Origin of the sequence: Pseudescherichia vulneris (genome assembly GCF_902164725.1) — a bacterium.
In the GTDB taxonomy this organism is placed as follows: Bacteria; Pseudomonadota; Gammaproteobacteria; order Enterobacterales; family Enterobacteriaceae; genus Pseudescherichia; species Pseudescherichia vulneris.
The window spans coordinates 1,735,131-1,749,720 of record NZ_LR607338.1; the positions used below are offsets into that span (position 1 = coordinate 1,735,131).

The window sequence follows — 14,590 nt, forward strand, 5'->3', positions numbered from 1 at the left end:
GACAACGATGCTACACTTACGGAGAGTCTATAAGGAGCCGCTATGAGTGAAAAAATCCCTGTTGGCATCAGTGCCTGTCTGTTAGGGGAAACCGTGCGTTTTGACGGCGGGCACAAGCGACTAGCCTTTGCCGTTGAGGAGCTGTCGCCGTTAGTCCGTTTTGAGCCAGTCTGCCCGGAGATGGCCATTGGCCTGCCGGTTCCCCGTCCGGCACTGCGGCTGGTTAAAACGCCTGAAGGCGATCCGGCGCTGCGCTTTAGCGATGGGCGCGAGGGCGATCTGACTCAGCCAATGCAGAGCTATGCGCACAAGCGCATCAGCCAATTTGATCATCTCTGCGGCTATATCGTCTGCGCGAAATCACCCAGCTGCGGCATGGAGCGGGTGCGCGTCTACGATGCCGACGGCAAAAACAACCGCAAGGCCGGGCGCGGGATCTATACCGAAATATTAATGCAAACCTATCCCTGGCTGCCCGTAGAAGAGGATGGTCGTCTGCACGATCCGCTGATCCGCGAAAACTTTGTCGAGCGTATTTACGCCCTGCACGAGCTTAACGGCGTGCGCGAGCGTGGCCTGACGCGTGGGGAGCTGATCGCCTACCACAGCCGCTACAAGCTGCTGCTGCTGGCCCACTCCCAGCCGAAGTACCGCGAGCTGGGGCGCTTTGTGGCAGCCATTCACGAGTGGGAATCTCTCGATGAGTGGTTTGTTGAGTATCGCCAGCGGCTGATGGATCTGCTCTCTCATCAGGCCACCCGACGCAACCATACCAACGTGCTGATGCATGTTCAGGGCTACTTCCGTAAACAGCTTAATACCCGTCAGCGCGAGGAGCTGTCGTCGCTTATTGAGCGCTATCGGCAGGGGACTCAGCCGCTGCTTGCCCCGGTGACGTTGCTCAAGCACTACATGGCCGAATTCCCCGATGCGTATCTCGCCGGGCAGCGCTACTTTGACCCGTGGCCAGAGACTCTGCGCCTTCGTTACGGACACTAATTCAGGAGCTGTATGACCACTCATCTGGTCTGGTTTCGCGCGGATCTTCGCGTGAAGGATAACCTTGCCCTCGCCGCCGCCTGCCGGGATCGCCACGCCAGGGTGCTGGCACTCTTTATCTCGACCCCCAGACAGTGGGAAAAGCATGAAATGGCGGCGCGGCAGGCGGCGTTTATGCAGTCCCATCTTCGCAGCCTTCAGCATGCGCTGGCGGAAAAAGGGATCCCGCTGCTGTTTGTGGAGGTCGATGATTTTCACGCCAGCGTAGGGGCAGTAAAAGAGATCTGTGAAGAGCACGGCGTTTCTCGCCTTTTCTACAACTATCAGTACGAGATCAACGAACGCCAGCGCGATGCCGCCGTTGAGCGGGCGCTGCCGGAGGTCACCTGCCAGGGGCTGGATGACAGCGTCATGCTTGCCCCCGGCAGCGTGATGACCGGCGATCGGCAGATGTATAAAGTCTTCACGCCCTATAAAAACGCCTTTCTGCGCAGGCTGAGAGAGGATCTGCCCGAGTGCGTGCCTGCGCCCGCCGTGCGCGAGGGTGGGGCGCTAAGCGACACCCTCAAGCCGCTCACTATCACCTACCCTCAGCAGGATTTCGATCCCAGCCTCTTTCCGGCAACGGAGCAGGCGGCCGTTGAACGGCTGCGCGATTTTTGCCGCCACGAGGTCGGGGAGTATGAGGCGAAACGCGACTTTCCTGCGCTCGACGCCACCAGCCGGCTCTCGCCCTGCCTGGCGCTCGGCGTCATCTCTCCACGCCAGTGTCTGCACCGGTTGCTGGCGGAGCAGCCCGATGCCCTGAACGGCGGTGCGGGCGCGGTTTGGCTGAATGAGCTTATCTGGCGCGACTTCTATCGCCATCTGATGACCTGGTATCCCGATCTCTGCAAGCATCGGCCCTTTATCCCCTGGACCGAACGCGTGCAGTGGCAACGTGACCCGACGCATCTACACGCCTGGCAGACGGGGCGCACCGGTTACCCCATTGTCGATGCGGCGATGCGTCAGATGAATAACACCGGCTGGATGCATAACCGCCTGCGAATGATTACCGCCAGTTTCCTGGTAAAAGACTTACTGATCGACTGGCGCATCGGAGAGCGCTATTTTATCTCTCAGCTTATCGATGGCGATCTGGCGGCTAACAACGGCGGCTGGCAGTGGGCGGCGTCAACGGGTACCGATGCCGCACCCTATTTTCGCATCTTTAACCCCACCACCCAGGGCGAAAAATTTGATAAGCACGGCGAGTTTATTCGCCAGTGGCTGCCCGAGCTGGCGAAGGTGCCTGCGGCGTCGCTGCACGATCCCTGGGGATGGGCGGATAAGCAGGGTGTGACGCTGGACTATCCCCGCCCGGTGGTCGATCATAAACAGGCCCGCGCGGCCACGCTGGCTGCATATGAAGCCGCAAGAAAATCGTAGAGAGAGATGATGAACAACAGCGAACTGGAACGCCTGATTAACGACAAGCTTAACAGCGCGACCTTCAGTGACTATGCGCCCAACGGCCTACAGGTCGAGGGCCGTGATGAAGTCCAAAAAATTATTACCGGCGTGACCGCCAGCCAGGCGCTGATCGATGAGGCCATACGCCAGCAGGCCGATGCCATCATCGTCCACCATGGCTACTTCTGGAAAGGCGAATCCCCAACGATCCGCGGCATGAAGCGCAATCGCCTTAAGGCCCTGCTCGCTAACGATATCAACCTGTATGGCTGGCACCTGCCGCTGGACGCTCACCCGGAACTGGGGAATAACGTCCAGCTGGCGGCGCTGCTGGGCATTACAGTGAAGGGCGAGATTGAGCCGCTGGTTCCCTGGGGCGAGCTGGCGATGCCGGTCCCTGGCCTGGAGCTGGCGTCGTGGATTGAAGCCCGGCTTGGCCGTCGACCGCTGTGGAGCGGCGATACCGGCCCGGATAGGGTCCAGCGCGTGGCATGGTGCACCGGCGGCGGGCAGGGCTTTATCGACAGCGCCGCGCGTTTCGGCGTCGATGCCTTTATCACCGGTGAGGTCTCCGAGCAGACCATTCACAGTGCCCGGGAGCAGGGGCTGCACTTCTACGCGGCAGGGCATCACGCTACCGAGCGCGGTGGCATTCGCGCCCTCAGCGAGTGGCTGACCGAAAATACAGATTTAGACGTCACATTTATTGATATTCCCAATCCAGCATGATGCAAGGGGGACTAAGTGCAGCGAGCACGTTGTTATCTGTTAGGTGAGACCGCCGTGGTACTGGAGCTTGAGCCTCCGGTGACCCTGGCTAGCCAGAAACGTATCTGGCGACTGGCTCAGCGGGTGGTTGAATTGCCCAATGTTGTCGATGTGATCCCCGGTATGAACAACGTGACCGTTGTGCTGGCGGATCCGCAGGAGAGGGCGCTGGACGCCATTGAGCGGCTACAGCGCTGGTGGGAGGAGAGCGAGGCCCTGGAGCCAGAGTCGCGCTTTATTGAGATCCCGGTAGTCTACGGCGGCGCGGCGGGGCCGGATCTGGCCGTCGTGGCAGAGCACAGTAACCTCAGCGAAAAGCAGGTCGTTGAGCTGCATGCCTCCGTCGACTATGTGGTCTGGTTTCTCGGTTTCCAGCCAGGCTTTCCCTATCTGGGCGGGCTACCGGAACCCTTGCATACCCCGCGTCGCGCGGAGCCACGTCTCTCTGTGCCTGCCGGATCGGTAGGCATCGGCGGAGAGCAGACCGGGATCTACCCGCTGGCGACGCCGGGGGGATGGCAGCTTATCGGCCATACGTCGCTGGCGCTGTTCAATCCTGATAATAACGATCCTGTGCTTTTGCGCCCCGGCGACCGGGTGCGCTTTGTCCCGCAGAAGGAGGGCGTATGCTGACGGTAATTCGCGCCGGGATGTACACCTCGGTACAGGGTGGCAAACGCAAGGGGCTGCGCCAGTCCGGCATCAGCTACTGCGGCGCGCTGGATGCCCCGGCGCTGGAGATTGCCAACGCGCTGGTCGGCAATGCGCCCGACGATGCGGCGCTGGAGATGGCGCTCGGCCAATGCGAATTTGAGTTTGCCCATGACGGCTGGTTTGCCCTTACCGGGGCAGGCTGCGACGCGACGCTGGATGACAAGGCGGTGTGGACCGGCTGGCGGCATCAGGCCCGCGCCGGACAGCGGCTGGTGCTTAAGCGTCCCCGGCATGGGATGCGCAGCTACCTGGCGGTAGCAGGCGGTTTTGACGTGCCCGAGGTGATGGGATCCTACAGCACCGACCTGAAGGTCGGTATCGGCGGTTTTGCTGGACGGCTATTGCAGGATGGCGATCGGCTGCCGATCCGCGCCTGTGAGCGCCACTTCTCTGGCCCGCAGGGAGTGAAGCAGCTCCTGTGGGGCAACCGCATTCGTGCCCTGCCGGGGCCGGAGTACCAGTCGTTCGATACCGCTTCGCAGGAGGCCCTGTGGCGGCTGCCTTGGCAGCTAAGCCCACAGAGTAACCGTATGGGCTATCGCCTTCAGGGGCCGCAGCTGAAGCGGCGTGAAGAGCGGGAGCTGCTCTCCCACGGGCTGGTTCCCGGCGTGATTCAGGTGCCGCATAACGGTCAGCCTATCGTGCTGATGAATGACGCCCAGACCACTGGCGGCTATCCGCGCATCGCCTGCATTATCGAGGCGGATATGTATCACCTGGGGCAGATTCGTCTTGGCGATCCTATCCACCTTGTTCCCTGCACCCTGGAAGATGCGCTCCGCGCCCGCCGCGATCAGCGGCTGTTTCTCGACCAGCTAGCCCGGGGGCTACGTGCTCAAGATTGATCTCAATGCCGATCTCGGGGAGGGCAGCGCCAGCGACAGCGCCCTGTTACAGCTGGTCTCCTCGGCCAACATCGCCTGCGGTTTTCACGCGGGCGATGCGCAAACCATGCAGGCCTGCGTGCGCGAGGCGCTAAAAAACGGCGTGGCGGTGGGGGCGCACCCCAGCTTTCCCGATCGGCAGAATTTTGGCCGTACGGCGATGGATCTCCCTCCGGCGACCGTCTATGCGCAAACGCTCTATCAGGTAGGCGCGCTGGCGGCTATCGTTCACGCTGAAGGCGGCAGGATGCGGCACGTTAAGCCGCACGGCATGCTCTACAATCAGGCAGCGAAGGATCCGGCTCTCGCCGATGCGATTGCCCGGGCGGTGCACGCCTGCGATCCCGCGTTGATTCTGGTTGGGCTGGCGGGCAGCGAGCTGATCCGCGCCGGGGAGCGCCACGGTTTGCCCACCCGGGAAGAGGTCTTTGCCGACCGGGGGTATATGAGCGACGGCTCGCTGGTGCCGCGCTCCCAGCCTGGGGCGCTGATCGGCGACGACGTGCAGGCCCTGACGCAAACCCTGGAGATGGTGCAGGGCGGACGGGTAAAAAGCATTCAGGGCCAGTGGACACGCGTTAACGCCCAGACGGTATGTCTGCACGGCGATGGCGAGCACGCCTTGCTCTTTGCTCAACGTCTGCGCGAGGCTTTTGCCGCCAGCAATATTGCCGTCACCGCCAGTTGATTACCTAAGGAGAAGCTATGCCGGAAGGCCCTGAGATCCGCCGGGCGGCGGACAGCCTTGAGAAAGCCATTCAGGGCAAGCCGCTTACCGAAGCCTGGTTTGCCTTTGAACACCTGAAGCCCTGGGAGGCGGAGCTTGCCGGGCAGCACGTCGATCGTATCGAAACGCGCGGTAAAGCGCTGCTGACCCACTTCTCCGGCGGCATGACCCTCTACAGCCATAACCAGCTCTATGGCGTCTGGCGGGTCGTGAAGGCCGGTCAGGAGCCGCAGACCAACCGTATCCTGCGGGTCAAGCTGGCCGCTGCCGATAAGGCTATTCTGCTCTACAGCGCCTCGGATATCGAGATGCTGACGCCGGAGCAGCTGGCCACGCATCCGTTCTTGCAGCGCGTGGGGCCGGATGTGCTCGATCCGGGCTTAGATGCCGAAACGGTGCAGGAGCGACTCATCTCTCCGCGCTTTCGCCGTCGTCAGTTTTCGGGGCTGCTGCTGGATCAGGCTTTTCTTGCCGGGTTGGGTAACTATCTACGGATCGAAATCCTGTGGGCTACCGAGCTTGCTCCCACCCATCGCGCTGCCGATCTCAGTGAGACGCAGCTGGCTGCGCTGGCTGCCGCCCTGCTGGACGTGCCGCGTCTCTCCTACCGCACGCGCGGCAAGGTCAATGAGAAGCGCCACCATGGGGCACTGTTTCGCTTTAACGTGTTTCATCGGGCGGGGAAGGCATGCAGTCGCTGCGGAGGAACGATCGAGAAGACGACCCTGTCGTCGCGGCCGTTTTATTGGTGTCCGGGTTGCCAAAAATAAAAAGCCCGGCAAGCGTAGCGCCGCCGGGCTGAGCAGAAGAGCAGATTAGTGGTTCTGCAGATCGGATTTGAAATCGCGCTGTTCGTAGCCGGTATAGAGCTGACGCGGACGGGCGATTTTGATGCCGTCGTCGTGCATTTCGTTCCAGTGGGCAATCCAGCCAACGGTACGCGCCATTGCAAAGATAACGGTAAACATGGATGACGGAATACCCATCGCTTTCAGGATGATGCCGGAGTAGAAGTCCACGTTCGGGTAGAGTTTCTTCTCAATGAAGTACGGATCGTTGAGCGCAATGTGCTCAAGCTCCATCGCCACCTGCAGCAGATCGTCTTTGGTGCCCAGCTCTTTCAGCACTTCATGGCAGGTTTCACGCATCACAGTTGCGCGCGGGTCATAGTTTTTATAAACACGATGACCGAAGCCCATCAGGCGGAAAGAGTCGTTTTTATCTTTGGCACGACGTACGAATTCCGGAATGTGCTCAACGGTGCTGATCTCTTCCAGCATCTTCAGCGCCGCTTCGTTCGCGCCGCCGTGCGCCGGTCCCCACAGGGAGGCGATACCGGCCGCGATGCAGGCAAACGGGTTAGCACCTGAAGAGCCAGCGGTACGTACCGTAGAGGTAGAGGCGTTCTGCTCGTGATCGGCGTGCAGGATCAGGATGCGGTCCATGGCGCGTTCCAGCACCGGGTTGACTTCATACTTCTCACACGGCGTAGAGAACATCATGTTCAGGAAGTTGCCCGCGTAGGAGAGATCGTTGCGCGGATAAACAAAAGGCTGCCCGATGGAATATTTGTAACACATTGCCGCTACGGTTGGCATTTTGGACAGCAGACGGAACGCGGCGATCTCACGGTGGCGCGGATTATTAACGTCCAGCGAGTCGTGATAGAAGGCCGCCAGCGCACCGGTCACGCCGCACAGCACCGCCATCGGATGAGAGTCGCGACGGAAGCCGTGGAACAGACGGGTGATCTGCTCGTGGATCATGGTGTGACGCGTAACGATGGTTTTGAACTCGTCAAACTCGTCCTGAGTTGGCTTCTCACCCTTCAGCAGGATGTAGCACACTTCCAGGTAGTTTGATTCGGTTGCCAGCTGGTCAATCGGAAAACCGCGATGGAGCAGAATGCCTTCGTCACCGTCGATAAAGGTGATTTTAGATTCGCAGGATGCGGTAGAGGTGAAACCCGGGTCAAAGGTAAAAACTCCTTTTGAGCCGAGCGTGCGGACATCAATGACGTCCTGACCGAGCGTGCCCTGTAGCACATCCAGTTCAATAGCATCGCCACCATTGTAGGTTAGGGTAGCTTTCTTATCAGCCATTTACGGTCTCCTTAGCGCCTTATGCTTAAGACTGTAGGGAAGAGGCCGGATTTGCTTTCATACAGAAAATCAATGTTACCACTTTGTTATTTGGCGCGTGTCTCTGTTGAGCGGAGTAAGCAGGGTACAGAGCGATGAGCGCTAGCAGGCAAACATTAAAATACCGTGAAAAATCAGCAAATCAGCCTTTTTACAGTCCGAATTTGTCAAACCTGTATATCACTAATAACTGTCCTGATAACGTCGGTCAATCCTTCTCACTGTTACATAACTAATTCTCAGGTGAAAGAGAGACCCCATAACTTTTACGAATTATATGACTTTTCCGCTGACGTTTGTAACAATAATGTTTAAGTTTTGTCAAATCTCATGGTTAAAAATTAAAAATATGTTGGTATCGTGATGGAGGTCACTGTTCAGCATAAAACCCGACAAAGTGTATGTAGGTTAATTGTAATGATTTTGTGAACATCCTATACTGCCGCCAGGTCTCCGGAATACCCTGCCGTCCCGAGCCACCAGCGTTGTAATGCGTCGTTTAGCCTACGAAAGCATGAAATTTTGCATGACGAGCAGTTATACAAATGGACGCTGTCTGACCCGCCTGCAGACCGGAGGAAGGAAACTATAAGAACAGCATGTGGGCGTTATTCATGATAAAAAATGCTAAGAAACAAAGACCTGTCAATCTGGATCTCACTACGATCCGGTTCCCTGTTACGGCTATAGCGTCCATCCTCCACCGCGTGTCCGGCGTCATCACCTTCGTGGCGATCGGCATTCTGCTGTGGCTGCTGGGCCTGTCGCTCTCCTCACAAGAGGGCTTCCAGCACGCCGCTGCCATCATGGATAGCTTTTTCGTTAAGTTCATCATGTGGGGCATTCTCACTGCGCTGGCCTATCACGCCGTGGGCGGTATCCGCCACATGCTGATGGATGTCGGCTATCTGGAAGAAACCTTCGCAGCAGGTCAACGTTCTGCCTATATTGCTATTGCAATTACTGTCGTGCTTTCAATTCTCGCAGGAGTCCTCGTATGGTAAGCAACGCCTCCGCATTAGGACGCAACGGCGTACATGACTTCATTCTGGTCCGCGCTACCGCTATCGTTCTGACGCTGTACATCATCTATATGGTTGGTTTTTTCGCTATCACCGGTGATGTCACCTATGAAGCCTGGACGGGCTTTTTCTCCTCCGCTTTTACCAAAGTGTTCACCTTGCTGGCGCTCGTTTCCACGTTGATCCACACCTGGATTGGCATGTGGCAGGTGTTTACTGACTACGTTAAATCCACGGCGCTGCGCCTTGGGTTACAGCTGCTGACCGTTGTGGCGCTGCTGGTATACGTTATTTATGGATTCGTTGTGGTGTGGGGTGTGTAATGAAACTGCCAGTCAGAGAATTTGATGCGGTTGTAATTGGTGCCGGTGGCGCAGGTATGCGCGCGGCGCTGCAGATTTCCCAAAGCGGCCAGAGCTGTGCGCTGCTGTCTAAAGTTTTCCCAACCCGTTCCCATACGGTCTCTGCGCAGGGCGGTATCACCGTGGCGCTGGGCAATACCCATGAAGACAACTGGGAATGGCACATGTATGACACGGTGAAAGGTTCCGACTATATCGGTGACCAGGACGCCATTGAATATATGTGTAAAACCGGCCCGGAAGCGATTCTGGAGCTGGATCATATGGGCCTGCCGTTCTCCCGTCTGGAGAATGGCACCATCTATCAGCGTCCGTTTGGCGGCCAGTCGAAAGATTTCGGTGGCGAGCAGGCGGCACGTACCGCGGCGGCGGCGGACCGTACCGGTCACGCTCTGCTGCACACCCTTTACCAGCAGAACCTGAAAAACAAGACCACCATTTTCTCTGAGTGGTATGCGCTGGATCTGGTGAAAAATGCAGATGGCGCAGTGGTGGGCTGTACCGCCCTGTGCATCGAAACCGGCGAAGTGGTTTACTTCAAAGCGCGTGCAACGGTGCTGGCCACCGGCGGCGCGGGCCGTATCTACCAGTCCACCACTAACGCCCACATCAACACCGGTGACGGTGTCGGTATGGCGCTCCGCGCAGGCGTGCCGGTGCAAGATATGGAGATGTGGCAGTTCCACCCAACCGGTATTGCCGGTGCAGGCGTTCTGGTCACCGAAGGCTGCCGTGGTGAAGGCGGCTATCTGCTGAACAAGCACGGCGAACGCTTTATGGAGCGTTACGCGCCGAACGCCAAAGACCTGGCAGGCCGCGACGTGGTTGCACGCTCTATCATGATCGAGATCCGCGAAGGCCGCGGCTGCGACGGTCCGTGGGGCCCGCACGCCAAGCTGAAGCTTGACCACCTCGGTAAAGAGGTTCTTGAATCCCGCCTGCCGGGCATCCTTGAGCTCTCCCGTACCTTTGCCCATGTCGATCCGGTGAAAGAGCCGATCCCAGTTATCCCAACCTGCCACTATATGATGGGCGGTATCCCAACCAAAGTGACCGGCCAGGCGCTGACCGTAAACGCCCAGGGCGAAGACGTGGTGATCCCGGGTCTGTTTGCAGTGGGTGAGATCGCCTGCGTATCGGTACACGGAGCTAACCGCCTCGGCGGTAACTCGCTGCTGGACCTGGTGGTCTTTGGTCGTGCGGTAGGTCTGCATCTGCAGGAGTCGATCGCCGAGCAGGGCGCGCTGCGTGATGCGACCGACGACGAAATTGACGCCTCACTGGCACGCCTGAACCGCTGGAACAATAACCGCGATGGTGAAGATCCGGTGGCGATCCGTAAAGCATTGCAGGAGTGCATGCAGCACAACTTCTCGGTATTCCGCGAAGGTGACGCGATGGCGAAGGGTCTGGAGCAGCTGAAGGCTATCCGCGAGCGCCTGAAAAACGCCCGCCTGGACGATACCTCCAGTGAGTTCAACACCCAGCGCGTCGAGTGCCTGGAGCTGGATAACCTGATGGAAACCGCCTACGCGACGGCGGTATCGGCCAACTTCCGTACCGAGAGCCGTGGGGCACATAGCCGCTTCGACTTCCCGGATCGCGACGATGAGAACTGGCTCTGCCACTCTCTGTATCTCCCTGAATCGGAATCCATGACGCGCCGCAGCGTGAATATGGAGCCAAAACTGCGTCCGGCGTTCCCGCCGAAGATTCGTACTTACTAAGCGGAGACCGGAAAATGAGAATCGAATTTTCAATCTATCGTTATAACCCGGATGTCGACGACGCGCCGCGTATGCAGGACTACACCCTGGAAGGGGAAGAGGGTCGGGATATGATGCTGCTGGATGCGTTAATCCAGCTGAAAGAGAAGGATCCGACCCTGGCGTTCCGCCGCTCCTGTCGTGAAGGGGTTTGCGGCTCCGACGGCCTGAACATGAACGGCAAAAACGGCTTGGCCTGCATCACGCCGATCTCGGCGCTGGGCAACGGCACCAAGAAAATTGTTATCCGTCCACTGCCTGGATTGCCGGTTGTTCGCGATCTGGTGGTAGACATGGGGCAATTCTATGCACAATATGAGAAGATTAAGCCTTACTTATTGAATAATGGGCAAAATCCACCCGCTCGCGAGCACTTACAGGCTCCTGAGCAGCGTGAGAAGCTCGATGGGCTCTATGAGTGCATTCTTTGCGCCTGCTGTTCCACCTCCTGTCCGTCATTCTGGTGGAACCCGGACAAGTTCATCGGTCCAGCTGGCCTGCTGGCCGCGTATCGCTTCCTGATCGACAGCCGCGATACCGAAACCGAGAGCCGTCTCGACGGGCTGAGCGATGCTTTCAGCGTATTCCGCTGTCATAGCATCATGAACTGCGTCAGCGTATGTCCGAAGGGGCTGAACCCAACGCGCGCCATCGGCCATATTAAGTCGATGCTTTTACAGCGCAGCGCATAAGCAGTAACGCCGGATGGCGCTGCGCTTATCGGGCCTACGCAACATGTAGGCCCGGTAAGCGTAGCGCCACTGGGCTAACAGAGTGACAGATTGCAGAGATCTTTAAAAACTGCCTGACAGACAGTTTTTAAAGGTTCCTTCGCGGGCCAGAGAGCTCGCTTGTGAACCCCGGTACGTGCGCTATACGGTGTACGTTGTAGTTATCCACGGCGAAGTAAGCATACAAATGCTTAAGGGATCACGATGCAGAACGGCGCAATGAAAGCCTGGCTGGACTCTTCTTACCTCTCTGGGTCTAACCAGAGCTGGATAGAACAGCTCTATGAAGACTTCTTAACCGATCCTGATTCGGTAGACGCAAACTGGCGTTCCATGTTCCAGGAGCTGCCTGGCACCGGCGTTAAACCGGATCAATTTCATTCCAAAACACGTGATTATTTTCGTCGTCTGGCGAAGGATGCCTCACGTTACACCTCCTCACTTTCAGACCCTGATACCAACGTTAAGCAGGTAAAAGTCCTGCAGCTCATTAACGCCTACCGCTTCCGCGGTCACCAGCAGGCGAACCTCGATCCGCTGGGACTGTGGAAACAGGAGCGCGTTGCCGATCTCGACCCGGCCTATCACGACCTGACCGAAGCGGATCTGCAGCAGAGCTTTAACATCGGCTCCTTTGCCTTTGGCAAAGACACGATGCCGCTGGGCGAACTGATCGACGCCCTGAAGCAGACCTACTGCGGCTCTATCGGCGCTGAGTATATGCACATCACCAGCACCGACGAGAAGCGTTGGATCCAGCAGCGGATTGAGTCCGTAGCGGGCCGCGCAGCCTTTAGCGCCGAAGAGAAAAAACGTTTTCTCAGCGAGCTGACGGCAGCCGAGGGGATGGAGCGCTATTTGGGGGCTAAATTCCCAGGGGCGAAACGCTTCTCGCTTGAGGGCGGCGATGCGCTGGTCCCGATGCTGAAAGAGATGATCCGTCACGCCGGTAAGAGCGGCACCCGTGAAGTGGTGCTGGGGATGGCACACCGCGGTCGTCTCAACGTGCTGATTAACGTGCTGGGTAAAAAGACTCAGGATCTGTTCGACGAGTTTGCGGGCAAGCATAAAGAGCACCTTGGCACCGGTGACGTGAAGTACCACATGGGCTTCTCGTCCGATATCGAAACCGAGGGCGGTTTAGTTCACCTGGCGCTGGCGTTTAACCCGTCGCACCTGGAGATCGTCAGCCCGGTAGTGATGGGCTCGGTGCGTGCGCGTCTCGATCGCCTTGATGAGCCGAGCAGCAACAAAGTTCTGCCGATCACCATTCACGGTGATGCGGCGGTAACCGGACAGGGCGTGGTGCAGGAAACGCTGAATATGTCCAAAGCCCGCGGCTACGAAGTGGGCGGCACGGTGCGTATCGTCATCAACAACCAGGTGGGCTTCACCACCTCTAACCCGCTTGATGCACGCTCTACGCCGTACTGCACCGATATCGGTAAAATGGTGCAGGCACCGATTTTCCACGTGAACGCTGACGATCCGGAAGCGGTGGCATTCGTAACCCGCCTCGCGCTCGATTTCCGTAACACCTTTAAGCGCGACGTCTTTATTGACCTGGTGTGCTACCGCCGTCACGGCCACAACGAAGCCGACGAGCCAAGCGCAACCCAGCCGCTGATGTACCAGAAGATCAAGAAGCACCCGACGCCGCGTAAAATCTACGCTGACCGTCTGGAGCAGGAGAAGGTCGCGTCACTGGAAGATGCTACCGAGATGGTCAACGTCTACCGCGATATGCTCGACGCCGGTGAGTGTGTGGTAAAAGAGTGGCGTCCAATGAACATGCACTCCTTTACCTGGTCACCGTACCTGAACCACGAGTGGGACGAGAGCTACCCGAACAAGGTAGAGATGAAGCGCGTCCAGGAGCTGGCGAAGCGTATCAGTACCGTACCCGACGCTATCGAAATGCAGTCGCGCGTAGCGAAAATCTACGGTGACCGTCAGGCAATGGCCGCAGGCGAGAAGCTCTTTGACTGGGGCGGCGCGGAAAACCTGGCCTACGCTACGCTGGTAGACGAAGGCATTACGGTGCGTCTGTCTGGGGAAGACAGCGGCCGTGGCACCTTCTTCCACCGTCACGCGGTGATCCATAACCAGGCTAACGGCTCTACCTACACGCCGCTGCACCACGTCCACAATTCGCAGGGCACCTTCCGTGTCTGGGACTCCGTGCTCTCTGAAGAGGCCGTGCTGGCGTTCGAGTATGGCTATGCCACCGCCGAGCCGCGCACCCTGACTATCTGGGAAGCACAGTTTGGTGACTTCGCTAACGGTGCGCAGGTGGTGATCGACCAGTTCATCTCCTCCGGTGAGCAGAAGTGGGGCCGTATGTGCGGTCTGGTGATGCTGCTGCCGCACGGCTACGAAGGCCAGGGCCCGGAGCACTCCTCCGCCCGTCTGGAGCGCTATCTGCAACTCTGCGCCGAGCAGAACATGCAGGTTTGCGTGCCGTCTACCCCGGCGCAGGTTTACCACATGATCCGCCGTCAGGCGCTGCGCGGTATGCGCCGTCCGCTGGTGGTGATGTCACCGAAATCTCTGCTGCGCCATCCGCTGGCAGTATCGACGCTCGACGAGCTGGCAAACGGCACCTTCATGCCGGCCATCGGTGAGGTTGACGATCTTGATCCGCAAGGCGTTAAGCGCGTTGTCCTCTGTTCTGGTAAGGTTTATTACGACCTGCTTGAGCAGCGCCGTAAGAACGACCAGAAAGACGTCGCCATTGTGCGTATTGAACAGCTGTATCCGTTCCCGCACCAGTCGGTGCAGGAAGCGTTAAAACCTTATGCCCACGTACATGATTTTGTCTGGTGCCAGGAAGAGCCGCTGAACCAGGGCGCATGGTACTGTAGCCAGCATCATTTCCGTGAAGTGATTCCGTTTGGGTCCGCTCTGCGTTATGCAGGTCGCCCGGCCTCTGCCTCGCCGGCGGTAGGCTATATGTCCGTTCACCAGAAGCAGCAGCAAGATCTGGTTAACGACGCGCTGAACGTCGATTAATTAAAGGAT

13 protein-coding genes are annotated in these 14,590 nt (G+C 58.3%); 12 read left to right on the plus strand and 1 reads right to left on the minus strand.

Features of this window, described 5'->3' with window-relative positions; genetic code table 11:
* Positions 1-42: 42 nt before the first annotated feature.
* From FN633_RS07300 to nei, 7 genes are read left to right on the plus strand one after another with little or no spacing between them, the layout of a single operon-like run.
* Positions 43-999, plus strand: coding sequence for a YbgA family protein (locus tag FN633_RS07300; RefSeq protein WP_154057259.1), 957 nt, complete (start codon positions 43-45; stop codon positions 997-999).
* Positions 1,000-1,011: 12 nt separating this feature from the next.
* Positions 1,012-2,430 (plus strand): deoxyribodipyrimidine photo-lyase, encoded by a 1,419-nt coding sequence (phrB, locus tag FN633_RS07305; RefSeq protein WP_154057260.1) that lies wholly within the window; start codon positions 1,012-1,014, stop codon positions 2,428-2,430.
* Between the two features lie 9 nt (positions 2,431-2,439).
* The gene (locus tag FN633_RS07310) at positions 2,440-3,183 is read left to right on the plus strand and encodes a type 2 GTP cyclohydrolase I (RefSeq protein ID WP_154057261.1); all 744 of its coding nucleotides are present in this window, start codon (positions 2,440-2,442) and stop codon (positions 3,181-3,183) included.
* Between the two features lie 15 nt (positions 3,184-3,198).
* Entirely contained in the window at positions 3,199-3,855 is a 657-nt protein-coding gene (gene pxpB, locus FN633_RS07315; protein ID WP_154057262.1) for a 5-oxoprolinase subunit PxpB, read from the plus strand.
* On the plus strand, positions 3,849-4,781 hold the full coding sequence (gene pxpC / locus FN633_RS07320; protein WP_154057263.1) for a 5-oxoprolinase subunit PxpC: 933 nt from the start codon (positions 3,849-3,851) through the stop codon (positions 4,779-4,781). Before pxpB ends, pxpC begins: the two co-directional genes overlap by 7 nt.
* Positions 4,768-5,508 carry a 5-oxoprolinase subunit PxpA gene (gene pxpA, locus FN633_RS07325; RefSeq protein WP_154057264.1) on the plus strand — a complete coding sequence of 247 codons (741 nt, stop codon included), beginning with the start codon at positions 4,768-4,770 and terminating at the stop codon, positions 5,506-5,508. Before pxpC ends, pxpA begins: the two co-directional genes overlap by 14 nt.
* A 17-nt stretch (positions 5,509-5,525) precedes the next feature.
* Entirely contained in the window at positions 5,526-6,317 is a 792-nt protein-coding gene (gene nei, locus FN633_RS07330) for an endonuclease VIII (protein ID WP_154057265.1), read from the plus strand.
* A 45-nt stretch (positions 6,318-6,362) separates the two neighbouring features.
* Here the strand turns inward: nei and FN633_RS07335 are convergent, their stop codons facing one another.
* Positions 6,363-7,649 carry a citrate synthase gene (locus FN633_RS07335; protein WP_154057266.1) on the minus strand — a complete coding sequence of 429 codons (1,287 nt, stop codon included), beginning with the start codon at positions 7,647-7,649 and terminating at the stop codon, positions 6,363-6,365.
* A gap of 638 nt (positions 7,650-8,287) precedes the next feature.
* On the opposite strand from FN633_RS07335, the gene sdhC reads away from it, so the two are divergent.
* From sdhC to sucA, 5 genes are all read left to right on the plus strand, one after another.
* Complete coding sequence (gene sdhC, locus FN633_RS07340; protein ID WP_042392132.1) at positions 8,288-8,692, plus strand: succinate dehydrogenase cytochrome b556 subunit; 405 nt, start codon at positions 8,288-8,290, stop codon at positions 8,690-8,692.
* Positions 8,686-9,033, plus strand: a complete 348-nt coding sequence (gene sdhD, locus FN633_RS07345; protein ID WP_042392134.1) for a succinate dehydrogenase membrane anchor subunit — start codon at positions 8,686-8,688, stop codon at positions 9,031-9,033. Before sdhC ends, sdhD begins: the two co-directional genes overlap by 7 nt.
* Positions 9,033-10,799: a succinate dehydrogenase flavoprotein subunit gene (gene sdhA, locus FN633_RS07350; protein WP_154057267.1), complete on the plus strand. Its 1,767-nt coding sequence runs from the start codon at positions 9,033-9,035 to the stop codon at positions 10,797-10,799. The genes sdhD and sdhA overlap by 1 nt, the downstream gene beginning before the upstream one ends.
* Before the next feature lie 14 nt (positions 10,800-10,813).
* A complete protein-coding gene (gene sdhB / locus FN633_RS07355) occupies positions 10,814-11,530 on the plus strand; it encodes a succinate dehydrogenase iron-sulfur subunit SdhB (protein ID WP_042392139.1) in 717 nt (238 codons plus the stop codon).
* A gap of 243 nt (positions 11,531-11,773) precedes the next feature.
* Positions 11,774-14,581 (plus strand): 2-oxoglutarate dehydrogenase E1 component, encoded by a 2,808-nt coding sequence (sucA, locus tag FN633_RS07360; protein ID WP_154057268.1) that lies wholly within the window; start codon positions 11,774-11,776, stop codon positions 14,579-14,581.
* The last annotated feature ends 9 nt before the right edge of the window (positions 14,582-14,590 follow it).